Source organism: Kocuria sp. HSID16901 (assembly GCF_003989425.1).
Lineage (GTDB): Bacteria > Actinomycetota > Actinomycetes > Actinomycetales > Micrococcaceae > Rothia > Rothia massiliensis.
Window position 1 is genome coordinate 14,452 of sequence record NZ_RBLM01000005.1, and the last position, 23,711, is coordinate 38,162.

Here is a 23,711-nt window from a genome sequence, read left to right on the forward strand (position 1 = left end):
GCGCACCTATGAAGGCCCCGCCGAACCTCTCGTTCGGCGGGGCCTTCGCAGCGCGGAAGTGGTTTAGCAGAACCCGGCGATGCCGGCCCACACCTCGTCGGCCCTTTCGGCGCCTTCACGCTCGATGGTTGCCTCAATCAACCCGTAGGGCCGATCGGCCGCGTAGTGCGTTTCGTTGTTATTTTCCAGATCGCAGAATCCCAGGTTGTACACGAAATGGTGTTTATTGGGGCACGAGAATCTGATGTCGTCGATTTCCGGATGAGCCTCGATTACGGCCTTGCCCATCAAATAGAGGGTCTCCTGCAATGCCCGGGAATAGTGGTCGGTGAATTTGGCCAGGATAATCTTTTTCACGTCTTCGTAGACGGCGTCGTAATCCACGTCGTCCGTGTTGTACCGCCAACGGGTCGCGATATCCGTGGAGAGCACGCGGTCCTCGGTCTCGGGGAGGGTGGTGTAAGGATTTTTCGGATAGCCCACGAATCCCGATTCGGTGGTTTTGAGGACCGTCAGGTCGCGGAAGCCCGAAATGACGGTGCGTTTCGACCCATCCGTCACGACGACCGCGGTCCGCACTTCATCCTTATTTTGAACGAACGAGTGGTCGTGGTCGTTGATCCGATTCCAGAGGTGCTCTTCGGCCGCCCATCGGCCGCCCGTCACCCAGTCAAAGCTGGACGTGAAGTGGTCGGAAAGGGTCAGCAGAAACTCTTCCGGCGAGGCGACGTCGTGCTTTTGGGCCAGTGCAAACACCGTATTTTTCTGAGTATCCGTGGCGACGCAGTGGCCGTTGTCTCCTTCGGTGTGGACGGCCTGAAAATCGCCCCGCAATTGCGAGGAGACGACGACGTCCCTCAGGGTGTGGCGATCGCTGTCACGGTTAACGCGAACCACATGGTTCTCCGCCTTGCCGTACTGGTTTTTTCCAAGGATCACGTTGGTCATGATGCTGTACTCCTGATCGAAAGCATTTTCGTTTCTTGAGGTGGATCGGCAATCGTCGACGTGGGGTCGGCTCCTGGGTCAACTGCCGCGGTATGTGGAATACGCAAACGGGCTGAGGAGCAAAGGCACGTGGTAATGCCCTTGGTCTTCGCGCGCCGTAAAATCCACCGCGACGAACGGGTACAAGGTCTCCAGGTCAAGCCCGGAGAAGTACGGTTCGGTCGCGAAAATGATCCGGTAATGGCCGGATTCCAGGGTCTCTGGGCCGAGCGTGGAGACTCGGCCGTCCTCATCGGTCACGGCGGTGGCGATGGTCTCGCCGGATCCGTGGAGGAGCGTCACTTCAATTCCGACGGCGGGGCGGCCGTGAACGGAATCGAGGACGTGGGCGGAAATGAAACTCATGAGAGCATCCCTTCGATGCGTAGCGCGGCGATGTCGCGCAATTGTTCGGCGACTTCGGCCCGCTCTGACTGGGGGTCATTCTTCATCCGGCGAGTCAGCTCGGCGAGTATCTCGGGGTGGGAACGGCCCGCGGCCCGAATGAGGAAGACGTGGCCAAAGCGTTCTTCGTAGTCGCGGTTGCCTTGCTTGAGGCGTTCCGCGTCGTCGTCGGACGTTGAACCGAGACTGGCCTGTTCCGTGCGGGAAAGTCGGGCTTCGGCAGACTCGCTACCGTCTCGCTCTCCGATCTTGGGGTGATGCGCCAACGCCCGGTCGATCTCGGTTTCAGTGAAAGGCTGTGCCGCAGTGAGTGCGAGCTCCTGTACTGATTGGACCGACGTGAAAGGGCGAGCGTCGACGATTTCCTCTTGCCAGCGAGGGATATCCAGCGCTGGCCGAAGGGTCGAGAGCGCGGCGTCGCGACTCAGCTCGTTGAATTCCGTGAGGATCATGCGACTCCGTCGTATTTCGTATAACGAAAATTAAATTCCATTTAGAGACAGTGAACTGGATCACTGGATGGAAGTCAAGACCGTGTGGAGGTGGGTGGGGTGGATCGTGCCCCATGGGGCCACCCGACGCGCGCCTGTCCGGCCACCCTTTGCCCATGTGGCGCCGGCAACGTGCAGCGAAGAGAATAGCTTGCCAATGCGAAGTTGTGAGTTCGCTAAGCCGTACTTACGATAGTCCTCATCGGCGGCTATCGAGCTGGGCCCACTGGAGTACCAGAACGACGAGCCTCCCCGATGCACCTCGCTCGATCACTGCTCCTAGGAGAACTCCATGCACCGACGCCATCTGCCCCCATCACAAAGCCCACGCCATTCCCGAGGTTTTCGGGGTCGAGCATTGCGGGCATCCGCTGTTGGCATGGTGCTTTTGGCCGGGCTAACCGGTTGCGGAATAGCCGGAAATGCGGAAAAGAAGGCCGACGGGAACGATAAGCCCGTCGTGCTGACCACCTTCACCGTTCTCGCCGACATGGCCCGCAATATCTCCGGGGATCACGTTGAGGTTCGATCGATCACCTCCCCAGGGGCCGAAATTCATGAATACGAACCAACTCCCGACGACATCAAACAAGCGTCCCAAGCGGATTTGGTCCTCGAAAACGGGATGCACCTAGAAACGTGGTTTGAGAAATTCACCCAAGATGCTCACGCTGATCACGTGACCCTTTCCGAGGGAATTGAGCCCATCAACATCACCGAAGGGGACGGCAAAGACACGGCGAACCCCCACGCTTGGATGAGCCCTCAAGCCGCGATGACGTACGTGGACAACATGGTCAAAGCGTTCTCTCGTTTGTCTCCGGAACATGCCGAAGACTTCAAGGCCAACGCGGAAAAGTACCGTGGCAAGATTCGGGAGATTCAGGAACGCATGACCCACGGGCTCTCGACGGTCCCCGAGGACCGACGTGTCCTCGTGACCTGTGAAGGTGCGTTCTCCTACCTCGCTCGAGACGCCGGCCTCCGGGAAAAATACTTGTGGGCCGTGAACTCGGACGGCGATCCCACACCCTCCCGCATTGCCGAGACCATTGACGAGGTAAACAAGAATAAAGTTCCGGCCGTCTTCTGCGAATCCACGGTGTCGGACAGCTCCATGCGCCAGGTGGTGGACGCCACCGACGCAAAATTCGGAGGAACCCTGTATGTGGATTCACTGTCCGACCAGAACGGCCCCGTCCCTACGTATCTGGACTTGTTGCGCCATGATGCCGAGACCATCGCTTCGGCGCTCGGTGGCCACCAGTGAGCTCACCCCTCGGAGAGGCTCGGGCGTCGCTGAGTGCGGCCGAGGAGCCTCCCCTGAAGGTGCAGGGGCTGACCGTCTCATATGACGAAGGGCGGGCCCTCGACGACGTCGACCTCACCCTGTCGAGGGGGACGGTCACTGCGCTGTTAGGCATGAATGGGTCGGGAAAATCCACGCTGTTCAATGCCGTGGCCGGGCTGATCCCTGCCGTGGGAGGGGAAGTCCAGATCATGGGCCTCTCGCCCAAACACGCGCGCCGTCGGAATGTGCTGGGATACATGCCCCAGAGCGAAAACGTGGATTGGGACTTCCCGGTCACGGTTCACGACGTCGTGATGACCGGCCGTTACGGGCGGCTGGGCTTCACGCGTCGCCCGCGCCGTGAAGATCGGAAGGCCGTCGCGGAGGCCATTGAGCGGGTGGGTTTGAGCGAGTACACCCATCGGCAGATCGGAAAACTCTCCGGGGGACAAAAGAAACGAGCCTTCCTCGCACGGTCGCTGGCGCAAGAAGCCCAGCTGCTTTTGCTGGATGAGCCCCTCGCCGGGGTCGATACAGTCTCGGCACACACCATCGCCGAAATTCTGCGTGAGGTCGCCAGCGACGGGGCAACGGTCTTGATGTCGGTCCATGAAACCACCCAGCTGCGGAGCTTCGTCGACCATGCCATCTTGTTGAAAAATCGCGTCGTGTTCCGCGGATGCATCGACGAGGTCCTCAAACCGCAGAACCTGAGCCTCGCCTTCGGAGGAGCGACCGCATGAACGACGTCTTGTCTGTCATCCTCGAACCCCTGAATTACCCCTTCATGGCTCGTGCCCTGCTCGCGACCCTTGCGACCGCAACGGTGTGTGCGGTGCTATCGTGCTGGCTCGTGCTGACGGGGTGGTCCCTGATGGGTGACGCGGTCTCGCACGCGGTATTGCCCGGCGTCGTTCTGTCTTATGCCCTCGGACTACCCTTTGCGGTGGGTGCCGTGGTGTTTGGGCTCTTGACGGTGTGGCTGATCGGCGGGGTCAACAGGACCACCCGTATTAAGGAAGATGCGAGCATCGGGATCGTATTCACCACGCTGTTTGCCCTCGGTTTGGTCATGGTCTCGATGACGCCCTCTCCGGTGAATCTGGACCACATCATTTTCGGCAATTTGTTGGGGGTCTCTCCGGGGGACCTGATTCAAGTGGCCGTGTTGAGCGCCGTGTGTCTCACCGTCCTGTTGCTGAAACGACGTGATCTCACCTTGTACGCCTTCGATCCGCGCCACGCGCATGTCCTGGGTCTCCGCCCACGCGTCCTTGGAGGGATCCTCTTGGGCGCGCTCGCCGTGACCTGCGTCGTCGCCCTTCAGGCGGTGGGCGTGGTGTTGGTGGTGGCGATGCTCATTATCCCCGGGGCCACCGCGCTATTACTGACGAATCGATTCGGAACCATGCTCATGGTTGCCGTAGGTCTTTCGCTCTTCTGCTCGGTTTGTGGCGTTTATGCCAGCTACTACGTTGGCACCTCCACCGGAGGAACCGTGGTGCTGTGTCAGGGCATGATGTTCTGCGTCGTCTGGACGATCACCCGCATGAGGCGCATTCTTGCGGTTCGTTTCGAACGGTTGTCCATGGGGTGACGTTACCCGTTTACGGTTCCCGGTTCTGGGATTGGCCGATCCATTCGTGGACCAGTGAGACCACTCCGGCACCCTCGCCCGTCGCGGAGGCCACACGTTTCATGGATCCGGATCGAACGTCCCCGGCACAGAAGATGCCCGGCACGGCGGTGGCGAGCTCTGCCGGAGGCAACCCGTTGGACCAAAACCTCGAGGGGACATCGCGGCCTGTTAGAACGAAACCGCGGTCGTCGCGACAGACGGCATCCGGTATCCATTCACAGTGCGGGTCGGCGCCCAGAAGAAGGAACAAACCCTGGGACGCCACACGTTCGCCGACCTCGGTGCGGACATCGGTGAGCTCCAGCCACGCCAGTTGGCCGTCGACGGCGCCTCCGTCGGAAACTCGTGTGTTCGCCCGGACCGTGATGCGAGGGTTCGCCTCGATCTCGGTGATCAGGTAGGCCGACATGGTTTCTCGGAGCGACGGCCGTCGAATCACGATGGTCACGGAGCGGGCGAACCGAGCGAGATGCACCGCGGCCTGTCCGGCACTATTTCCGCCACCAACCACCACGACGTCGCCACCGGCTACTTCTCGTGCCTGCGACATCGCCGCCCCGTAGTTCACGCCGTGCCCCACGAGCTCTTCGATGTTGTCGACGCCGAGACGACGATACGAAATACCGCTGGCAATAATCACTGACCGGGCGGAAATCGCGCCGGCGTCGGTGAGAACCCGATGAGGTTGCCCGTCGCCCCCGGGAACCAGGCCAGTGACCTCCCAGCCGGTGAAAAACCGCGTACCGAACCGCATGGCCTGGCTCCGGGCCCGGAACGCGAGTCTCATCCCCGAGACCCCGTGGGGAAAACCGAGGTAATTGCGGATCATCGAACTGGTTCCCGCCTGGCCGCCTACGGCCTCGGCCTCTAGAGCGACCGTGCTTAAGCCCTCGCTCGAGGCGTACACGCAGGCAGCCAGGCCAGCAGGGCCCGCGCCAATCACCACGACGTCGAGTACCTCCGAGACTTCACCCAGCGTCGCCGCGTCCGGTCGTCCGTGCAAGCGTCGGGCCAAATCGCGGACTTCTGGACAATGCTCCGCCGACTCTCCCGCGACGGCCACGAGGGGCCATTGAACCTCGTCGCCCTTGTAACCGTCGAGGGCGCGACGGCCCATCTCCGACTCGGGGGCATGCAGGCCGTGGGGAATGCCGGTTCGTTGCAGGTAATCGCGTAGCCGCCAGGCCCCGGCGTGACCCGAAGGAGCAATGACCTGAACGGTTTCCACCTGCGAGGTGCCCACCGTGGCCGCCCAGTCGTTCAGCAGATCCACGATCACCGAGTGAAATTCCTCGTCCCGGGTGCCGCGTGGCATCAGCAGGTGCGCGTCGAAGTAGCCCATGGCTACCTTCTGGCGCAGGTGCGGTGCGTGTTCCCGAAAGTCGGCCCAGGGCGTCACCGCGATGCGTCGCGCCGTCGGAACCAGGGATCGGAAATCCGTCAGTAATGCTTTGAAGGAGTCCATGCCCACGGTGGTATCCGCGACGAACAGAACGATGGGCACCTCACGTGCCTGGAGGTCCTCGACGTGCGCTCGGGCGGACTCCGCGGAGGGCACCACCAGCACCGAGTACTCCCGCGCATATCGGTCCAATTGCGCGCTCATGACGTCGCCGTGTTCGGCTGTGAGGCACACGATGGCGGGTGTAGACATGGGGCTCCTGTTCAATTGTGAATTAGGCCGTGAGGCGGTGCACGTAACACCAGCGCCAGGACTCGCCGGGTTCGGCGGATTGCATCACGGGATGGCCCGTTCGGTGGAAATGTTCGCTCGCGTGCTTTCCGGTGGAGCTGTCGCAACAAGCAATATCGCCACACTCCAGGCACATGCGGAGCGCGACGGCGTGAGTGCCCTCTTCGATGCATTGCTGACACACCGGGGCTTCTGGGGATGCCTGGGAGGGGTATGCGGCGAGTTCATCGCAGTAGCCACCCTCGCGTGAGCCAATCGCCGCGAACGGCTCTGCCGAAGGCTCCACCGGGGTCTCGAGCATCGACTCTTCATAGTCCAAGGTGTTCAGCACGTCTTGGAGCACGTGAGACGGGAATTTTCCCTTCCCCCGGATCGCGATCACGCGGGCGCGTTCGGCCGCGATCATTCGGCGGCGAATACGCGCGTACGCATCGCTGGGTGCTTCGTGCCCCGGCGTCGTGGAGAGGCGCTCCCACGCGGCGAAGGACCGCTCGTCGATACGCTCGCGAATGGTCTCGAGCACGCCAGGGGATTCTTGGGTGGTGCAATCCTCCAGCTCCTTCATTCCGGCTTCCCCGGCCTTGTGGATGAGGGTGGCCCGAGCGAGCGCATCTTCGGCCGGGTCCGCGGGCTTGACCTTGAGCAAGCGCGTGAGCAAAGGCAGGGTCAGCCCTTGCACGTAGAGCGTGCCGAGCACCACGGTCAGCGCGGCGAGCACCAGGATGTCGTAGTGAGGCACGGACGGTGGGATCACGAAGACCGCCGCGATCGTCACGACGCCGCGCATGCCGGCCCACGAGGTCACGAGCGCGTGCGACCACGGCTGCCGGTTCTCGGGTGACACCCGGAAATTCCTGATCCCTTGGCGGGCGCACACCCAGATCACGCGCACCACGATCACCGTGCCGAGGACGGCGGCGCAGAATCCGATGACCGCTGGGAGTGACATGCCGTCGTCCACACCCGAAATGATCGAGGCGGCTTGCAAACCGATCAGAAGGAAGACGGCGTGTTCCAAGAGGAAGGCGACGGTCGACCACGTCAGCCGTTCGGTGATGCGGGAACTTGCGGTCTGGACGATGGGCGCTTTGTGCCCGATGAGAAGGCCGGCCACGACCACAGAGATCACCCCGGAAGCCTCCACGGACTCCCCGATGAGATAAGCCGCGAAAGGAACCACGAAGGACATGCCCATGTCGATGAGGGCATCGTGGATGAACTTGCGGACCCAGATCACCACAAACGCCACCGCAAGTCCCACGAGGACGCCGCCGCCGGCGGCGACGAGAAACTCCAGTCCGATCCCGCCGGCGGTCACGGCTCCACCAATAGCCGCCGTGGCTGCACGCAGAGCCACCAGCGCGGTCGCGTCGTTGAGGAGAGATTCGCCTTCCAGGACGGTCACGATCTGACGGGGCAGGCCGATCCTGCGCGCCACGGCGCTCGCCGAGACGGCGTCGGGCGGGGCCACGACCGCGCCGAGGGCCAGTGCCACGGGCCACCCAATGTCGGGCGCAATCGTGTGCACCATCGCCCCGACGGCCAGCGTGGTGACGACGACGAGGGCCACCGAGAGAGAAGCAACCGAGGCGATGTTGGCGCGAATATCGATGATCGATGTGTGGATCGCCGTGGAATACAGCAGGGGCGGCAGGAGGCCGAAGAGAACGATCTCGGGGGATAGTTGGATCTCCGGCACAAACGGCAAGAATGAGGCCAGGGCTCCTAAAACGATCAGAACCATGGGCGCGGGAAGCCGAAGGCGTTCGCTGAGGGCGGTCCCCACGAGCACCGCGACAACGAGGCAGACTAATAAGAGGACGACGTGCACGAATTGATCTTCGCACGTGGGAGGTCGTTTGAGCAGAGCCCGGCCGAGAGAGCTCCCGTTTTAGCAGAATCCGTTGGAATTACTCCGGTAGTGCTGCCGTGAGAGAGACGACGCGGGTGATCTGACGGGCATTGAAGTTATCGTCGCTGATCAAGTTGATCTCGTAGACGCCGTGTTGGCCGCCGGTTACTGCCATCCCCTCGTAGTTGTCCATCAGGGGGTTGGATTGCGTCTGATGCGTCGGGGCGCCCTGTGAGGGAAGGCCCGTCACGTCCACGGCCCGCGATTTTGTGAGGAAGGAGCCCGCCGAGGCTTGGGCGAGGTTCGGCACATCTGTGACGTCGGGGGCCGCGTCCAGGTTAGTCACGGCGTACAGTTCGGCGGTATTCCCGCGATCGGCGGACCACGCCGCTTCTTCCACGAGGAGATTGTCTTTGCCGTAGAACTGGACCTCAGGGATGCGGTTGCCGGTTTGGGTGCGGTAACCGACCTGTTTGTCTAGTCTCCACTGGCCACCATGCTTTCGGTAGACGAGGAAACGATGAGCCGTCGCGTCGGCGGTGGTGACGTCTCCGCTGAGGGGGCCCTCCATCGAGGCGACGAGCGTCTGCCCATTGGGGCTGAGCGTGAGCCCTTCCAGGGTCGCGTTGTCGGTGGCCTGGCCTTGGGCGGATTTGCCCGCGACCCCGAAGTTTCCTGGAACCGGCAGGGTTGCTTTCTGGACGCCGTCTCGACCGAATACCCGAATGGTTGGCTCGGTTTCGGAGCTGACCAGGTAATCCCCCTGGGGTGTGATTGCCAGACCTTCGTTGTCGGCGGTTTGGCCTGTGTATGGGGTGCCGTCCGGTTTCTTCAAGACCAAGGGGGCACCCGTGATGCGGGGATTGTGGGGATCCGAGTAGAACCAGATGCGCGACGGGTCGTCCGCGTGGTTGTCCACCGTGGAAGCCCACGCGTGCCGTCTCTTGTCGTAGGCCATGGACGAGAGGCCGCCGACCTCCGCGCCGTCGGCGCTCACCTTGTCCAGGGCGTCGGAATAGCCGACGACCTGCGGCGATGAAGGCGTCCCATGCCCGGGATTGGCTTGAGCGGCGGGGGAGCCCAGACCGATGAGGAGCGTGCCGGCCAGAGCGGCGGCGGCACATTGCGTGTGGCGATGCATGATGGGCTCCGAGGTGGTTGGTGTCGTGGCCGCCGACGGCGGCAACGGAGGCAGACATCGTCGATGCTGGACGGCTCGGGTGTCGCCCGAGTGACGTGCGGGCCAACACGTCGCGAATCTTCGCACGCGGTCGATCCCACCGATAGCTGGCAATTCAGACGAGAAATTATTTCGCAACCGAAATATTTTCCACGAGCATGGGGTTTAATCCGACATTGCCCGAGAATGGGTGATCGTCGTGAACAAGGAAGGGAGGGATCATGTCGGGAAAGCGGCTGTTCACCATGGAGAAGAGCTCGTCCCACGTGGGGCTCGTGACATTTTGGCTGGCGGCGGGCACGTTTGCCTTCGGGGCGGGCGAATTCGCGTCGATGAGCCTGCTGCCCTCGATCGCCTCCGGTCTTGGAGTGAGTGAGGGCCAGGTCGGCCACATCATCACCGCGTACGCCGTCGGCGTCGTTTTGGGCGCGCCGGTCATCGCGGTGTTCGGCGCCCGGTGGCCCCGCAAGCCGTTGCTCTTGGCGCTTCTGGGCGTTCTGGTTCTCGGGAATATCTTTGCCGGGCTCGCACCTTCCGTGCTCTTGCTGAACGTCGCACGATTCCTCTCGGGCATACCCCACGGAGCCTTCATCGGGTTGGGCACCTTGGTTGCCGTCGAGATGTCTTTGCCCTCCAAGAAAGCGCGTGCCGTGAGCTCGGTGGGCCTGGGAATTCCCGTGGCCACCATCATCGGCGTTCCCGTGTTCACGATTCTCGGTCAGCTCGTAGGCTGGCGCGCCAGCTACCTGCTCATGGCCGTGATTGCCGCAGTTGCCCTGGTCGCTCTGTGGGCGACGGCGCCCAATACCGCCGGAAACCGTGCCACGAGCCCCAAACTCGAGATGGCTGCGATGACCAATCCCAAGGTGCTTTTGACGTTGTTCACCGCAGCCATCGGGTTCGGCGGCATTTTTGCGGTGTATTCCTTCTTCACGTCGGCCTACGAGGGGACCGACGCCGGCCCGGTGTGGGCGATGTCGCTCATTCTGATGCTCTATGGGTTCGGGGCGACCGTCGGCAACTGGCTGGCGGGTTTCGCCACGGAGCGGTTCCTGCTGGGCGCCGCCATCATTTTCCAGATACTCCTGGGGCTCTCCGCGGCTCTGTACGCCGTTGGGATGGGCAACGTCTGGATCATGGGTCTCGCGATGATCCTCATCGGGTCCAGCGGTGGGCTGGTGGTGCCGATGCAAACCCGCCTCATGGTCGCCGCCGGCGACGCCCGGACATTGGCGGCCGCCATGAATCACGTGGCATTCAACCTAGCCAACGCGATCGGCCCGCTGGTTGCGGGAGCCGCGATGACGGCGGGTGGCGGCTGGGCTTCCACGGGGTGGGTCGGCGTCGCACTCGCTGCTGGAGGGTTGATCCTGCTGCTCGTCAACGTGCTCAGCGATCGCCGCACCCCGGTGACCCATCACGCGATCCGGTTCGTCCCGCACACGGGGACCGTGCAGATCGTCGACCCGAAGCAGTAAGCACTTCGGAGCCGCATGAATAGGCAAGGCCCCGCGATTCCGTGAAGAATCGCGGGGCCTTGCGTTGTGCGGCTAGTGTCGGCCGTTGCCGTTGCCCTGGCCGTTCCCGTGGCCATTCCCCTGGCCGGGACCCTGGTGTGAGCCAGTGCCGCCGGCGGGTTGATAACCGGGACCCTTGGCGGAGGCCGGGATCGAATCCATGTTCACGTGCAGGAACTCGCCGTCGTCTTGTTGACCATCCGGAAGGTTCTTCGGGGTCAGACCATACGGAGCCTTGTCGCCGGTGGAGCCACCCAGCCCGTAATCGCTGTCGTTGGAAATCCAGAGGTCACGCCCGCCGTTGAGTGCGGCGACGCCCTCGATCTTGTCGTGAGCAAAGAAACCGCCGGTGGGATCGATGCCCCAGACGAGCTTGGTGATGTCCAGGTACATCGCGCTCGATACGGGCGTGATACCCGCGTTCTTCAGTGCCGAAGCGGCGTCGGCCTCGTTGGACTTACCGGTGAGCCCCTCGATGCTCTTGCCACCCACGAGCAAGCCGCCTTTGCCTGCGTCATACGTACTGCCCTGAACGTTGCCATTCTGAGAGACATCCGTGGCCCCGGAAATATCTACCTTGTGCAATTTTTTGTACGAATTCGCACCCAGGTCGCCGTCGCGCTCATCCACGAGGAATTCGTGATTCGACAACGCGGTGATTTCGCTGATGTTGGTCGAGGCTGAGTCCAGATGCCGCATGTACAGGTATTCATGGCTCTTTCCTGTTGCGAGGTCGATGGTCACGATGCGGGTCGGCACCACATTCTTTGGCTTGCCCTTCAAATCCGGGGTGACCAGGGCGGACTGCATGGCGCCCACCAAAGTCTTGCCATCGGGCGTGATGGTGAGGCCTTCCATGCCCTTATTTGGGTCCCGCATTTTCAGCTCACCCGGGAGGCTGCCGTTGAAAGGCGAGAGGCGCTGGAGCTGTCGGCCCTGAGCGTCGAAGTGAGTCACGTACGGGCCGTACTCGTCGCTCACCCAGAACGAGCCATCGGGCATGGCCACCAAGCCCTCGCTGTCATATCCGTGATCCGACTTCGGCAGCACCTTGCCCGAGAGGTCTTGAATTTCCTCGCCGGTGTCGGCCTCGGGAGAAACCTGGCCATTCAACGGTTTGCCGTCCGTGCCCTTGAGCTCGATCACGCGGTTGAGCTTCGCGTGGCCGTTGACCATGCGAAATTCGCCGATCTGCGGTGCGTAGTCGGGGTAGGGCTCGATCTTGATGCCGTCCGGCCCATCGACGTTGGGGCCACGGTCGGTCAACCCGTAGAACACATCCTGGCTACCGGGCTTGGGCGTTAGGGCGGAACCATAGGCCGAACCCTTGACCGGGACGTTACCCACGGATCCAAGGTCCTTGATGTGCGTGGTGTAAACCTCCGCGCCGGGAGCCTTCTGGGGAGGATTAGCCATCGCGGGAGCGGAGGGGAACACCAGGATTCCGGTTGCGGCTGCGGCGAACAGGAGGGTGCGTTTCTTCGTCATGGTTTGGTCTTTCCATCGATGCTGAGTGACCGACCGAGTACATCAGCCGCAGATGACGAATGGGGGAGCATCGGGTGACGAGAACACGACCAACCCGTGGCACAGGGAGGGAAGAGACCGGGCCACGGCGGCCGTGTTCGGGCTCGTCTTAGGCCACGGCGTCGGCGAGCGCGAGGTAGCCAGACATCATGGCCCGAGCCACCCGATATACGTCGTCGTCGTTCGGAAGGAACGTCGAGGAATGCAGTCCCTCCGTGGTCTCGGTCCCCACGAAGAGCATGAGGGAGGGGATCTTCTCGGCGAAGAATGAGAAGTCATCCGCGCCCAACGAACGAAGGGTTTCGTCGACGTCGAACCCCTGTTCGGCAAGTATGGCCGCGGTGGCTTCGGCCAACGTCGGGTCGTTGTACAGCACAGGCTCACCGGCCGTGATGGTGACCTTTGCAGTGCACCCGTGGGCCGCCGACGTCGCGACCGCGATCTCCCGAACCTGAGCGCGTATGAGGGCCCGGGTTTCCTCGTCGAGCGCTCGCAGGGTCCCGGATATTGTGGCGCGCTCTGGGACAACATTTGCGGCCTCGCCGGCGTGAAAGGACGACACCCCGACGACTGCCGAGCGCATGGGGTCTACGACGCGGCCGACCACGGACTGGAGGGCTCCGACGATCTGGGTGCCAGCGTAGAGCGGGTCGCGGGTGGTGTGCGGGTACGCGGCGTGACCGGGACGGCCGCTGACCTCAATGTGGAACTCGTCTGCGGCGGCGTTGACGCCTTCCGGCGTGCACGAGACGACGTCGCGCCCCAGCGTGGGCTGAACATGCGCCCCCAACATTGCCGCGCACTCTTCGCGACGGAGGATTCCTGAGGCGACGATATCTTCCGCCCCCGAGGGGTAGGTCTCTTCCCGCGGTTGAAGGACCGCGAGCAGCGGCATGGGGGCCTCCGTCGAGGCCACCGCATGGACTACGGCCGTCAGCGCGGCCAGGTGCACGTCGTGACCGCAGGCGTGCATGACCCCCGGGTTTTCCGAGGCCCAGTCCACCCCGGTTTCTTCGAGAATGGGCAATGCATCCAGCTCGCCGCGAATCCCAATGGCAGGGCCCGGTCCGCCACAACGCACGACGGCGCCCGCCTCGGCCACAGTGGTGCGCGGCAGCCCGTGAGGGAGATGCTCGATCACCAGGTCTCGCGTCTCGGTCTCGTTCCCGGAAGGTCGCGGATTCCGATGGAGGAGCCCTCGCAAGGCGCGGGCACGTGGCATCTCGGCGTCGAGGGCCGACCACAATTCTTCGTATTTCATGACGTCACCTCGTAGACGCGCAGTGCGTTATTCCTGCCGATCATCCGGGCGACGCGGGATGCTTCGGCGGGACTCCATTCGTCGTCGTCGATCCATTGTTGGAGCACGCGTTCGGTTCCGCGACGCCACAAGACCGAACCGAGATAGTGCAGCTCGGGTGGGCCCCACGCGTCGGAGGAGTAGAGAATCTTGCCGAAGGGCGCGAGCTCCATACTCTCGGCGATGATTCGCGTCGCTGCGGCACCTGTGTAGTTGATGGCCAGTCCGACGTCCATATAGACGTGCGGAAACACGTGGGCCAGGTACCCGGCGATCCGATGGTACGGGTAGCAATGCAGAAGCATGATGCGTGCGCCCGTGGGCTCGATGAGCTTGAGCCAATCCGTCAGCAGCGCGGGGTTGCAACGGTGCATGTCGACGTCGGCGTCGCCGAAGCCCACGTGAAGTTGCAGGGGCTTGCCCGTGGCGCAGGCCGCGTGAAGCAGGAAGCGCAGGAGCACCGGGTTCTCGACCCTCGGAGTGACACCAGGCTGGAAGTCTCCCATCCACTCACGGGCGGCTTCGCGAATCTCGGCGCTGCTGGGGCGCGTGGGGTCAAAGTCAAAGCCGTAGCGGTATGCGACGATCGATTTCCAGCCCACGGCTCGTTCCGATGCTTTGGCGAGGGCTTCCTCGACGTCCGTCTCCAAGTTTTCCGGGGTGGAGGTCGGAGCTATGGCTTCGAGGGTCGATTCCAAACGCACAATCTCGTGGGTGGTGCCCTGCAGTTCGGCATTCATGCGGGCGACGTCCCAGATCGCGTCGGTCGCGAAACCGGAGTCCACGATCCAGTCACTCACGCCCGCCGAACCCATCAGAACTTTCGCTAGGGCATCGGCCCCGAGATCCTCGCGGGCGGCCATGTAGGCATCCGCGCTCGCGTGGGCCTCCAGTCCCAAGGCGGGCGCGCAGTGACGTCGCACCGCGAAGCCAACCTGGCTGTCGAAGGCGCTGACCCCGGCCGGTTGGGGCACGTCGCATTCGCTGATGAGCGTCTCAAACGTGCCCCGATCCACGTTTCCGGCGAGTGGGCCGTGGACGTGGTGGTCCACCAGCTTCAGCTCGCGGAAGGTTTCGTGTAGATCAGTAGACATTCGCGACCTTTCGGCAGATCTCCTTCGCGGTCAGGCCCTCACAGGATTCCAGGTCGGCTCGCTTGACGTCCACGTAGGTCTGGATGAGATCCGGGTGGAACCACGACATCACAACGTCGTCCTTGCGGAGGGCATCCAAGGCATCTTCGACGTCGGTGGGCAGCTTGGGCACCCGAGTGAGCTCTTCGGCCGAATCCTCTTCGTGCCAAATCTTCTCGGGCTGATACCCGCGCTTGATGCCTTCCATTCCCGCGCGCACGATGGCCCCCACGGCCAACCAAGGGTTCGCCGTCGCGTCCGCGGCGCGGTATTCCAAGTTGAACTGGTGCTGCGGTCGTCCCCCGCCGAGGGTGCTCGTGGGGCAGATCCGGACGAGGGCCTCACGGTGGTATTCGCCCAGGAAGGCACCGCCGACGCTCCAGCGGTTGGGGCTCAGCCGCAAGTAGGAGGCCGGGCTGCACGCGGTCAGGGCGGTCAGCGGCTTGGCGTGGGTGATGATTCCGGCGGCGAACTGGGCACCGACCTCGGCGAGGTCCGAGGGGCGCTCCGGGTCATGGAGCACAGGCGCGCCGGTCTGGGCGTCGCGCAGGGAGAAGTGGATGTGCACGCCGCTGCCGGAACCATCCGGATCCAGCAGGGGAGCGAATGAGGCCTTGCGACCACTGCGTTCGGCCAGATCGCGGACCAAGTCGCGAAGCACGACGGCACGATCGGCGGCGGCCAAGGCGCCCGTCGGCTCCAGGGTGATCTCGAACTGGTCTTCGCCGTATTCCGGAAGCCAGGTCTCCGGCCTGAGGCCGACCTCGTCCAGGAGCTCTACGAGCTTCGATCCGAACGGCTCGGCCTTGCGGAAACGCTCGAAGCTAAACGGGGCGGTCTCTTCCGCGCCAGACAGGAAAAACTCGTGTTCAAAAGAGGCCACGACTTCCAAGCCAGTGAGTTCGGTGAACTCGCGCAGGGCGTCGCGGGCAAAGGTGCGGGGGCAGCATGCCCACGGGGAGCCATCGGGGCGAGTTTGATCGGCCAAGTAGTAGCTCAGACCAGGGCGTTCTTCGGATTCGGCGATGTTAAACAACGCCTCGTTGTCGGGCATGAGCCGTAGGTCTCCCGTCGCGCCAAAGACGTTGTCCTCCGCGATGTGACCGAAGGCCCCGATCGCCAGATTGGCCGGAACCCAACCGACGCCGCGTCGTAGTGCTGCCGGAGTCTCGGCGCCGGGGACGGAACGTCCGCGGGTCTGTGCGGAGAGGTCGTTGGTTGCGATGAAGGTTAGGGGGGTCGTGGTCATGGTCCTCACGCATCTTCGTCAGTGAATCAGATGTTCCAACACCGAGTGTTTCGATGTCTTTCGTAATGCACATTACATTTTCTGAGAGACGTGGGCCACAGTCTGCGTCATTTTGGTCGCTATTTGGTGAGGTGAGACGCGGGTCAAGCGTCCCGGAGGATGCCTTCGGCTAGTGCCACCCTGCGTTTGCCGTGTTCGCCCAACTGCTCCGTCACCGCCGCGATCAGGCTCTCGACCACAGCGGTTGCGGCGGTGATGGAATCGAAGGGTGAGGGCGACTCGACGGGGCAAGGCAGAACGACCGAGGACGTTCGGGCAATGGGGGAGAGCCAGACATCGGTCATGAGGCACACGGTTGCCCCTTGGGCCTGGACGGTCTGGGCCAAGTGCTCGGCCCAGACCGTGTAGCGCCGGTAATCGAAGACGACGAGAACGGTCTGTCGGTTGGCGTCGGCCACCGCGGTGGCGCGGGACAATTCATCATGCCCGACCACCGAGATTCCGGGTCGCAAGAGCCGCAGGTGCGCTGCCAGGTACTCCGCGAGGAAACCGCTGAACCTGCCGCCCACGAGCATGATCTGTTTCTTCCGATCACACAGCTCTTGGACCATCGCGCGGAACTCGGATTCGGGGAGGCTCTCGTAGGTACTCTCGATCATGTCCACGAAAGTGCACCGCGAGCGGGTGAGAACATCACGGCCGTCCTCGTGGGCCGCACCCGTCTTGTGGGGATATTGGCTGAGGGGTGAGCCTTCGTCGTTGAGTCCCTTGACGACGTCGCGCTGGAGCTCTGGCCACCCCGAATAGCCAAGGCGCGCGGCGAAGCGGATGACGGTTGGAGGGCTCACGTCGGCGACGGCGGCCAATTCCGCCACGGTGCCGAGGGCTGAACTGGGGTAGCCGGCGAGCACGGCCCGGGCGGCCTTGCGCTCGCTCGGGCTCATGTCTTCCATAAACTCGTGCACGAGCGAGCGTACGTTCCGGTGACTCACCATCCAGAGAACCTCCTCAGGTTGTTCGGATCAATCTTTCCATCTTCGGCGTCTCGAAGGGCCTGGGAGATCGTGTCGGCGATGAATTCGGCGTCCGCTCGGGTGATCGTGAGGGGAGGAACCAGCTCCAGGACGTTGCCGCCGATTCCGGAGTAGTTCAGGGCGACACCCAATTCGAAGGCTCGATACACGGTGGCCGCGGCGAGGTCGGTGGCAGGTTCTTTGGTTTCCCGATCCAAGACCAGTTCGACGCCGATGGATAGCCCGCACCCGCGCACCTCACCCACGTGGAGCATCTGTGCCGTCCGTTCCAGAAGTAGGTCCTTGAGTAACTGACCCTGGGTGGCGGCGCGCTCGGGGAGACCTTCATCGTCGATGCGGCGGAGGACGTCGAGTCCGGTACGGGATCCGGCGGGATATCCGTTCATCGTGAGGAGGAGGCCTCCGGTGGCGGCGTCGGCCATCTTGGGAGCCATGATTGCCGCCGAGACCGGCAGTCCACCGCCAAGGGTTTTCCCCAGCGTTACGGCGTCTGGGGTGTGGTCGGGGTGATCGAAATAGTCGTCGGCGGTATAGGCGGGAAAGGTGCCCGTGCGTCCCAGGCCGACCTTCACCTCGTCGACGCACAGCAACGTCCCGTGCCTGCGGCAGGCCCGGTGGAGCTCCCGCAGGAAGTGCTTCGGGGGTATCAAGATCCCGCCGTCGTGCGCGATGGGTTCGACCAGAACTAGGGCAATCTCGCCTGAAGCGAGGGTCTCCTCTGTGCGGCGCATGACTTCGGCCAGGAGCTCTTCCTCGGTGCTGGCGGGATCACCGGTAACGGCCTCGGGGCGATAGAGGTCCGGATAGGGCAGAACTACCGCGCGTGGATCCATGTCGCCGCCCGCATCGGCATTAAATCCCGATGCCGCCTGAGAGTCTCCGATGCCGCCGTGGTAGGAGTGGCCGAAACTCAAGACCTTGCTCCGTTGGGTGGCTGCCCGGGCGCTCCGGATGACCGCGGTGTTGGCGTCCGAGCCGGTGAGGCCCAGGTAGACCTTGCGGCCGGCGTCTCCCGGGATCACGTCGAGGAGACGCTGGGCGAATTCGACGGATGCCGAGTTCGTCATCGCCAACACGTTGGCCCCGCCCCCGTCCATGAGCGCGGATCGTGCCGAATCGGCCAGTCGTGCGTCGCCATAACCGAGTCCGAAGGCGCCTTGGCCGGAGGTGGCGTCCAGGACGCGTCGGTCGTCGTCGGTCATGAGATATGGGCCTTCGCCTGAGCGGGCAGCTAAAGGGTAGAAGCGCATTTTGGACGGGCCGGCTAGTACCGATTCGTCCCGTTCGTAGAGATCGCCTGAGGGATCCATGGGTGTCCTCCGTGAATTGTGAATAACAGAAAGGTCTTGTTCATGAGGATTTGTAACGTGTATAACTATAGGCAATCTATGTGATGCTGAACACAGCGTCGGAGAGTTGGGCATGATGAACGACGCCAGATCTCAGAGCACCCAGACCGAGTCCCATCAAGGTGCGAGCCGCGCCGAAGGCACGCCGAAGCGGCTCATCGGACCCGTACAAGCCGCGGCCCTCTCAGTGGGTTTCATGGGGCCCGTCATGGCGATGGCACTGAACGGCATCGGAGTTGCGGGCCTGGTGGGAACCAAGGTTCCGTACACCTGCATCATCGCGGCCCTAGGCGTGTTGTTCGTGGCCTACGCGTTCGTGCGCCTGACCGGGAAATTCGCGCACGCGGGTTCGGTCTATGCGTTGACCGGAGCGACCATCGGGCCTCGGGCAGGATTCTTTTCGGGCTTCGCCTTGTTGGGCACGTACCTGTTCTTCGTCGCGTGCATCTATGGGGCTTGCGGCGTCTTCTTCGACGCCTTCGTCTCCACGCTGGGTTGGGACATTTCGGTCCCGTGGCCGGTCACGCTGATCGTCATCGCCGCGCTCGTCCTTCTCCTGGGTGTGAGAGAGGCGCCGGTCATCACCAAGATCTTGATGGTCATCGGCGCCGTTGGTATCGGGTTGATGTTGATTCTCGCGGTGATCGTGATCGTTCAGGTTGCCGGTGGTGGAGGACCGCACGGTGAGCCGTTGAGCATGGATCCCGTGCTGCCAGGTGGGGCCTCGATGTCGGCCGTCATGACCGCCTCCGTGTTCGCGTTCCTGTCGTGGGCCGGGTTTGAATCGTGCACGTCTCTCGCGGAAGAAACGCGCAATCCTCGGCGTGCGATTCCGATCGCCCTGCTCGGCTCGGTCATCCTGGGCGGGGTGATCTACGTGGTCGTGATGTACGCCCAGACGGTGGGGTTCGGGACTTCGGATGCGGGCGTCGCCTCCTTCGCGGGGGCCGACTCATCGTTGATCGAGATCGCCTCGATGTACACCGGGCCGATGTTTGCGCGGCTCTTGGCGCTCTCCGCATTTGCGGTGGCCTTCGCCTCGGCTTTGAGCTCGACGTCGGCGGCTTCCCGCCTGCTCTTCGCCCTTGCCCGGGACGGATTCGGTCCGCGGTTTCTGGCTCGTACGCCGGCCCGATCCTCGACTCCCCGCAACTGCGTAACCGCCGTCGTCGTGCTGACCCTGGCACTGTCCCTGTTCCTGCTGATTTTCCAGGCCCAAGCCTTCGAGACGTACTACTGGTTCGCGACCATCGCGGTGCTATGCCTGATCGTCGCCTACGCGATGACTTCGGTGGGGGCTATTGTCGCCGCGGCTCGCGGGACCTTCGGTCTTCACAAAGGGGAGATGATCATCCCTTTGGTTGCCCTCGCCTACCTCGGATATGTGTATTTCGTGCAGGCGTGGGGGCAGGAAGCGCCCTTCACCTATTTCCCGTGGATCGCTGGCGCTTGGTGTCTCGTGGGGCTCGTCGTGGCACTGGTTCGGCCGGATATGGCGAAGAACATCGGGGACGAGTTGTTGCTGGAGGACTGATATGGCCCGAGACTCGCGCGACGCGTCGTGAGCGATTGAGCCGAGACGCCGTCTCACTCGTCCGGGGGAGTTCCATGCAGAGTTTCCGGGTTTAAGCCGAGAGCTGTCGAACCTCGTGAGACCCGTGTTCCAGCTCTAGATTGGGGAGTGAGCCAACGCAGTTTTCGATAATCCCTCAAAGGAGATCATGATGACTCAATCGGCCGATCAGCTGACATTCCAGAACCCCGTCACGCGGTACCCGAAAATCGAACCGCCCCGGCAGAAGCAGCCGGAGCCCGGTCTGGATGCCCACCTTGAGCCAAGCGCGGATCGCGGTGAAAAGACCTATCGGGGAACCGGCCGGCTCGAAGGGCGCAAGGCTCTCATTACGGGTGCGGATTCCGGAATTGGCGCAGCGGTAGCGATTGCCTTCTCGCGGGAAGGCGCCGACATCGCCATGAACTACCTGCCCGCCGAGGAAGAGGACGCGCAGTACATCAAGAACCTCCTGGAACAGGAAGGACGAAAGATCTGCCTGATCCCCGGTGATCTTATGGACCGCGAATTCTGCACGACCCTCGTAGACCAGGCGCACGAGGCACTCGATGGCCTAGATATTCTCGTCAACAACGCCGGTAAACAGGTCATCACAGATGGTCTGGAGAATTTGAGCGACGACGAACTGGAAAAGACCTTCGACGTCAACATCTTGGCCATGTTCCGTATTACCCGCCAAGCGTTGAAATACCTGCCTGCCGGATCGGCAATTGTTAATTCGACCTCAATTCAGGCCTATGATCCGTCGACGCACATCATGCACTACGCGTCCACCAAGGCGGCCATCAATAACTTTTCCAAGGGGCTGGCGCAGGATCTGGCCCCGCGGGGCATCCGGGTCAACGCCGTCGCACCCGGACCGATCTGGACGCCGTTGCAGGTGAGTGAGGGCCAACCCCAGGAAGCCTTGCCGTCATTCGGCCACAACACGCCCTTGGGTCGTGCCGGACAACCCACCGAACTTGCCCCCGCGTACGTATTTCTCGCGTCCGCGGAGTCGAGCTACGTCATGGGGGAAACCTTGAACGTTAACGGCGGGATGGTTTCTCCGTAGGGGATAGAGCCACCGGCGCGCCCATTCTCGCAGGCGCGCCAGTGGCGTCTTCTTGGCCCCGCCCGAGCGGGCCGAGTGCGGCCGGATCAGGCCGGTAGGAACGGGCTGGCCTTCCGGTTCCAGGAGAAGGCGAGCATGTCCCGGGCACGGGTAGCCCCGACGTAGAGCAGCGAGCGCTCGCGGAGGTAGTTGTCCTCCCGTGATTGGTCATCGTATTCCGTGCCTTCGAAGTGACGTGGAATAGATGCCTCGCTCAGGTCGAATAGAATCACGCGGGAGAATTCGGTGCCCTTGGCGCGGTGCAGAGTCATGGCCACCGGTGCGCCCTTGGGCACGGTGTCCCGGTCCACGGGCGTGACCGGCACGTTGCGGTCGCTCATGGCCCGGATCAGGCGGGTTCTCTGCGATTGGGTCCGGACCAGGATGCCCAAGGTATTCCGATCCATTCCTTGTTGGTGAATCTCCTCCGCCCACGTGGTGATCAGCTTGGCCACCTCGTCGAGTTCGTCCTTCTCGCTGGATGAGGAGAGCGGATTGGGCTGAGGGCCCGATCGGCTCGACAGGTATCGATCCATCGCGGCCAGAGCACCGGTGGCTTCCCCGCCCTCCGCCTCGTCGAGGTCGTAGTTTCCGCCTTCGAGAACACTCAGTGCCCATTGCAGATTCTGCTCGGTCGTACGGTAATTCAGGCGCAGACGCCGGGACCGGCCGCGAACGTGAATTCCGTAGTGGCCCAGCACAATCCGGTTGCCGTAAATGCGCTGATTGGCATCCTCTGCGATGAACAGGTCGTTCGGGCCCTCGGGTACGGCGGCTCGGGCGAGCTGCCAGCGGGTGGGGGAGAAATCTTGGGCCTCGTCGATGAGGAGGTGATCGGCGGGTGCCGCCAACTGTCGTTGACCTTCCGGGAGTCCATCGCCGTTCAAGATGGCCGCGGCGACCGTAGGTGCTTCATCCCAATCGATCACCTGTTCGGCGCGGCCCTCTTTCCGGTAATGGTCTACGACCTTCCACACCGCGCGACGTTGGGAGCGGCCGAGCCGGGTGCCGCGGCCGGTGCGCGTCGCACGGAGGTAGCCTCGCTCGTCCGTGATGTGCTGAGGAAGGATCACCTCGGCGTATTCGCTCGTGAAAAAGTGCGGCGTTCGGAGGTTTTCCGGAAGGTCTGCGCCCGCCACTTCGATCGCATGATCCCAGGGGGTATTCCCAAACGAACCGGTAGTTCGGTAGCGGGGTGTTTGCCGGACGCTCCAGCCGAGAACCGCATTCATCGCGCTGGACACACGGTTCTGGCGGGGATCTTCGCTGGCTGTTCGGATCACGCGGCTGGCCACCTGGTCCATCGTCAACACGCAGATGCCGGGGGTGCCCAGAGTCGCTGCCTTGCGGACTCCCGGGGCGAGCTCGTGAATTTGGCGCTCGATCATCTGGACTAGGTTCTTGGTATAGGAGACGACGAGCACCCTGGCCTGCGGATTGGCGCGTGCCAGGCGTACGGCGCGATGCACCAGGACCACGGTTTTGCCAGTGCCGGCCCCTCCAGTGAGTCGGAAGGGACCCGTGGTTTCGGCCTCGACGTAATTGCGCTGATCGGGGTGTAAGAATAGACGCCATTGGTCGAAATCTCCGCTTTCCAGAGCTTCGCGAAGTGCCTCGTCGTCCCTGATGAGGTGGAACTGGGAAGCTGCGGTCTCATCGCTGACCGCACGGATGACGTCGTCGGTGTCGGAGGGAACGCCGATATCCGTGCCGCGAACCTCTGCATCGGAGCGCGTGTAATTGGCACGGACCTCCTCGAGGGATGTTCCGGTGGCCAGGTCGAGCAGAGCAGAACCCTGCCAGTCGCGGATTCTCTCCAGGCGAGCGACCAGGTCGGCCTCTTCTGCCGTGACCACGAATTGCGCCAACGGGGGCTCAATGCCGAGGTCGTCGACGAGTTGTTGCTCGGAGTAAGGGGCGAGGGGGATCTCGGGCTCGGCGGACGGAACGTTTTGCTGTTCCGCGAGGATTTCCGCGGCCTTGGCATTGACCAGCGCTTTGAGCTCGGAGTCGGTGTAAAAACCACCGGCATCCGCGGCCTCTGGAACTTGGTCGGCCCGATTCTCGGTTCGCCTGATCTCGGCGACGCCGCTGCGCGGGTTCACACGGGTGTAGACGGTCTCCGCGATGGGATACGCGACGTCGTGCTTGTACACGCCGTACAGCATGTACCAGTCGCCGAGATCGAAGAAGACCATGCGATGGTTCGAATCGACGCGTGCGGTACGAACGCGGTCATCTACCGCGTTTTTGATCGGCTCGACGTGCAAGCCGAGTGTGGTGGAGTCCCGCATCAGCTTGTCGATCGTGGACTTGACCTTGCCCGCGATGCTGGAGTCATAGCTCGCGCTAAAGCGACGATCTAGGATGAGTTGCTTGGTGGGCATCGCCATGATGG

The 23,711-nt window shown here is 62.9% G+C and carries 19 protein-coding genes; 6 read left to right on the forward strand and 13 right to left on the reverse strand.

The genetic code is table 11. The features are described 5' to 3' along the window. Nucleotides 1-63: 63 nt before the first annotated feature. The 3 genes from pucL to uraD form a co-directional block, all read right to left on the reverse strand. Nucleotides 64-948 (reverse strand): factor-independent urate hydroxylase, encoded by an 885-nt coding sequence (gene pucL / locus D8M21_RS08105; protein WP_082156751.1) that lies wholly within the window; start codon nt 946-948, stop codon nt 64-66. Between the two features lie 78 nt (nt 949-1,026). Next, nucleotides 1,027-1,353 carry a hydroxyisourate hydrolase gene (gene uraH / locus D8M21_RS08110; RefSeq protein WP_048680929.1) on the reverse strand — a complete coding sequence of 109 codons (327 nt, stop codon included), beginning with the start codon at nt 1,351-1,353 and terminating at the stop codon, nt 1,027-1,029. Further along, nucleotides 1,350-1,844, reverse strand: coding sequence for a 2-oxo-4-hydroxy-4-carboxy-5-ureidoimidazoline decarboxylase (gene uraD / locus D8M21_RS08115; RefSeq protein WP_048680931.1), 495 nt, complete (start codon nt 1,842-1,844; stop codon nt 1,350-1,352). Before uraD ends, uraH begins: the two co-directional genes overlap by 4 nt. Before the next feature lie 418 nt (nt 1,845-2,262). Here uraD and D8M21_RS08120 point away from each other — a divergent pair, with 418 nt between their 5' ends. The 3 genes from D8M21_RS08120 to D8M21_RS08130 are packed head-to-tail and all read left to right on the forward strand — an operon-like array spanning nt 2,263 to nt 4,771. Further along, nucleotides 2,263-3,153 carry a metal ABC transporter substrate-binding protein gene (locus D8M21_RS08120; protein WP_238651206.1) on the forward strand — a complete coding sequence of 297 codons (891 nt, stop codon included), beginning with the start codon at nt 2,263-2,265 and terminating at the stop codon, nt 3,151-3,153. Next, nucleotides 3,150-3,917, forward strand: a complete 768-nt coding sequence (locus tag D8M21_RS08125) for a metal ABC transporter ATP-binding protein (RefSeq protein WP_238651209.1) — start codon at nt 3,150-3,152, stop codon at nt 3,915-3,917. Before D8M21_RS08120 ends, D8M21_RS08125 begins: the two co-directional genes overlap by 4 nt. After that, a complete protein-coding gene (locus tag D8M21_RS08130) occupies nt 3,914-4,771 on the forward strand; it encodes a metal ABC transporter permease (protein WP_048680933.1) in 858 nt (285 codons plus the stop codon). Before D8M21_RS08125 ends, D8M21_RS08130 begins: the two co-directional genes overlap by 4 nt. Nucleotides 4,772-4,781: 10 nt before the next feature. On the opposite strand, the gene D8M21_RS08135 is transcribed toward D8M21_RS08130, so the two are convergent. The 3 genes from D8M21_RS08135 to D8M21_RS08145 all read right to left on the reverse strand — a co-directional run bounded on the left by D8M21_RS08135 (nt 4,782) and on the right by D8M21_RS08145 (nt 9,499). Beyond that, a complete protein-coding gene (locus D8M21_RS08135; RefSeq protein WP_048680937.1) occupies nt 4,782-6,467 on the reverse strand; it encodes an FAD-dependent oxidoreductase in 1,686 nt (561 codons plus the stop codon). 22 nt (nt 6,468-6,489) lie between these two features. Further along, nucleotides 6,490-8,337, reverse strand: coding sequence for a Na+/H+ antiporter (locus D8M21_RS08140; RefSeq protein WP_126855790.1), 1,848 nt, complete (start codon nt 8,335-8,337; stop codon nt 6,490-6,492). A 79-nt stretch (nt 8,338-8,416) separates the two neighbouring features. Next, nucleotides 8,417-9,499: an esterase-like activity of phytase family protein gene (locus D8M21_RS08145; RefSeq protein WP_048680942.1), complete on the reverse strand. Its 1,083-nt coding sequence runs from the start codon at nt 9,497-9,499 to the stop codon at nt 8,417-8,419. Nucleotides 9,500-9,759: 260 nt separating this feature from the next. On the opposite strand from D8M21_RS08145, the gene D8M21_RS08150 reads away from it, so the two are divergent. Further along, nucleotides 9,760-11,016, forward strand: a complete 1,257-nt coding sequence (locus D8M21_RS08150) for an MFS transporter (protein WP_048680944.1) — start codon at nt 9,760-9,762, stop codon at nt 11,014-11,016. A 72-nt stretch (nt 11,017-11,088) separates the two neighbouring features. On the opposite strand, the gene D8M21_RS08155 is transcribed toward D8M21_RS08150, so the two are convergent. The 6 genes from D8M21_RS08155 to D8M21_RS08180 form a co-directional block, all read right to left on the reverse strand. Then, nucleotides 11,089-12,543, reverse strand: a complete 1,455-nt coding sequence (locus tag D8M21_RS08155) for an esterase-like activity of phytase family protein (protein WP_126855791.1) — start codon at nt 12,541-12,543, stop codon at nt 11,089-11,091. A gap of 148 nt (nt 12,544-12,691) precedes the next feature. Beyond that, nucleotides 12,692-13,843 carry a M20 metallopeptidase family protein gene (locus D8M21_RS08160; RefSeq protein ID WP_048680948.1) on the reverse strand — a complete coding sequence of 384 codons (1,152 nt, stop codon included), beginning with the start codon at nt 13,841-13,843 and terminating at the stop codon, nt 12,692-12,694. Then, nucleotides 13,840-14,976 (reverse strand): amidohydrolase family protein, encoded by a 1,137-nt coding sequence (locus D8M21_RS08165; RefSeq protein ID WP_126855792.1) that lies wholly within the window; start codon nt 14,974-14,976, stop codon nt 13,840-13,842. The genes D8M21_RS08160 and D8M21_RS08165 overlap by 4 nt, the downstream gene beginning before the upstream one ends. Further along, complete coding sequence (locus D8M21_RS08170) at nt 14,966-16,264, reverse strand: glutamine synthetase family protein (protein ID WP_048680953.1); 1,299 nt, start codon at nt 16,262-16,264, stop codon at nt 14,966-14,968. The genes D8M21_RS08165 and D8M21_RS08170 overlap by 11 nt, the downstream gene beginning before the upstream one ends. A gap of 143 nt (nt 16,265-16,407) precedes the next feature. Then, nucleotides 16,408-17,259, reverse strand: a complete 852-nt coding sequence (locus D8M21_RS08175) for a MurR/RpiR family transcriptional regulator (protein WP_048680955.1) — start codon at nt 17,257-17,259, stop codon at nt 16,408-16,410. Continuing rightward, nucleotides 17,253-18,608, reverse strand: a complete 1,356-nt coding sequence (locus tag D8M21_RS08180; RefSeq protein ID WP_048680957.1) for an aspartate aminotransferase family protein — start codon at nt 18,606-18,608, stop codon at nt 17,253-17,255. Before D8M21_RS08180 ends, D8M21_RS08175 begins: the two co-directional genes overlap by 7 nt. A 115-nt stretch (nt 18,609-18,723) precedes the next feature. On the opposite strand from D8M21_RS08180, the gene D8M21_RS08185 reads away from it, so the two are divergent. Both D8M21_RS08185 and D8M21_RS08190 read left to right on the forward strand, forming a co-directional pair. Further along, nucleotides 18,724-20,181 (forward strand): APC family permease, encoded by a 1,458-nt coding sequence (locus D8M21_RS08185; protein WP_082156762.1) that lies wholly within the window; start codon nt 18,724-18,726, stop codon nt 20,179-20,181. 187 nt (nt 20,182-20,368) lie between these two features. Beyond that, nucleotides 20,369-21,274, forward strand: coding sequence for an SDR family oxidoreductase (locus D8M21_RS08190; protein ID WP_446720498.1), 906 nt, complete (start codon nt 20,369-20,371; stop codon nt 21,272-21,274). Nucleotides 21,275-21,360: 86 nt separating this feature from the next. On the opposite strand, the gene D8M21_RS08195 is transcribed toward D8M21_RS08190, so the two are convergent. Then, complete coding sequence (locus D8M21_RS08195) at nt 21,361-23,706, reverse strand: UvrD-helicase domain-containing protein (RefSeq protein WP_048680965.1); 2,346 nt, start codon at nt 23,704-23,706, stop codon at nt 21,361-21,363. Nucleotides 23,707-23,711: the final 5 nt, after the last annotated feature.

What these genes read in the sequence shown, in the direction of transcription:
- pucL (WP_082156751.1), bottom strand. Translation starts at nt 948, where the DNA reads ATGACCAACGTGATCCTTGGAAAAAACCAGTACGGCAAGGCGGAGAAC.
- uraH (WP_048680929.1), bottom strand. Translation starts at nt 1,353, where the DNA reads ATGAGTTTCATTTCCGCCCACGTCCTCGATTCCGTTCACGGCCGCCCC.
- uraD (WP_048680931.1), bottom strand. Translation starts at nt 1,844, where the DNA reads ATGATCCTCACGGAATTCAACGAGCTGAGTCGCGACGCCGCGCTCTCG.
- D8M21_RS08120 (WP_238651206.1), top strand. Translation starts at nt 2,263, where the DNA reads ATGGTGCTTTTGGCCGGGCTAACCGGTTGCGGAATAGCCGGAAATGCG.
- D8M21_RS08130 (WP_048680933.1), top strand. Translation starts at nt 3,914, where the DNA reads ATGAACGACGTCTTGTCTGTCATCCTCGAACCCCTGAATTACCCCTTC.
- D8M21_RS08135 (WP_048680937.1), bottom strand. Translation starts at nt 6,467, where the DNA reads ATGTCTACACCCGCCATCGTGTGCCTCACAGCCGAACACGGCGACGTC.
- D8M21_RS08145 (WP_048680942.1), bottom strand. Translation starts at nt 9,499, where the DNA reads ATGCATCGCCACACGCAATGTGCCGCCGCCGCTCTGGCCGGCACGCTC.
- D8M21_RS08150 (WP_048680944.1), top strand. Translation starts at nt 9,760, where the DNA reads ATGTCGGGAAAGCGGCTGTTCACCATGGAGAAGAGCTCGTCCCACGTG.
- D8M21_RS08155 (WP_126855791.1), bottom strand. Translation starts at nt 12,543, where the DNA reads ATGACGAAGAAACGCACCCTCCTGTTCGCCGCAGCCGCAACCGGAATC.
- D8M21_RS08160 (WP_048680948.1), bottom strand. Translation starts at nt 13,843, where the DNA reads ATGAAATACGAAGAATTGTGGTCGGCCCTCGACGCCGAGATGCCACGT.
- D8M21_RS08165 (WP_126855792.1), bottom strand. Translation starts at nt 14,976, where the DNA reads ATGTCTACTGATCTACACGAAACCTTCCGCGAGCTGAAGCTGGTGGAC.
- D8M21_RS08170 (WP_048680953.1), bottom strand. Translation starts at nt 16,264, where the DNA reads ATGACCACGACCCCCCTAACCTTCATCGCAACCAACGACCTCTCCGCA.
- D8M21_RS08175 (WP_048680955.1), bottom strand. Translation starts at nt 17,259, where the DNA reads ATGGTGAGTCACCGGAACGTACGCTCGCTCGTGCACGAGTTTATGGAA.
- D8M21_RS08180 (WP_048680957.1), bottom strand. Translation starts at nt 18,608, where the DNA reads ATGGATCCCTCAGGCGATCTCTACGAACGGGACGAATCGGTACTAGCC.
- D8M21_RS08185 (WP_082156762.1), top strand. Translation starts at nt 18,724, where the DNA reads ATGAACGACGCCAGATCTCAGAGCACCCAGACCGAGTCCCATCAAGGT.
- D8M21_RS08190 (WP_446720498.1), top strand. Translation starts at nt 20,369, where the DNA reads ATGATGACTCAATCGGCCGATCAGCTGACATTCCAGAACCCCGTCACG.
- D8M21_RS08195 (WP_048680965.1), bottom strand. Translation starts at nt 23,706, where the DNA reads ATGGCGATGCCCACCAAGCAACTCATCCTAGATCGTCGCTTTAGCGCG.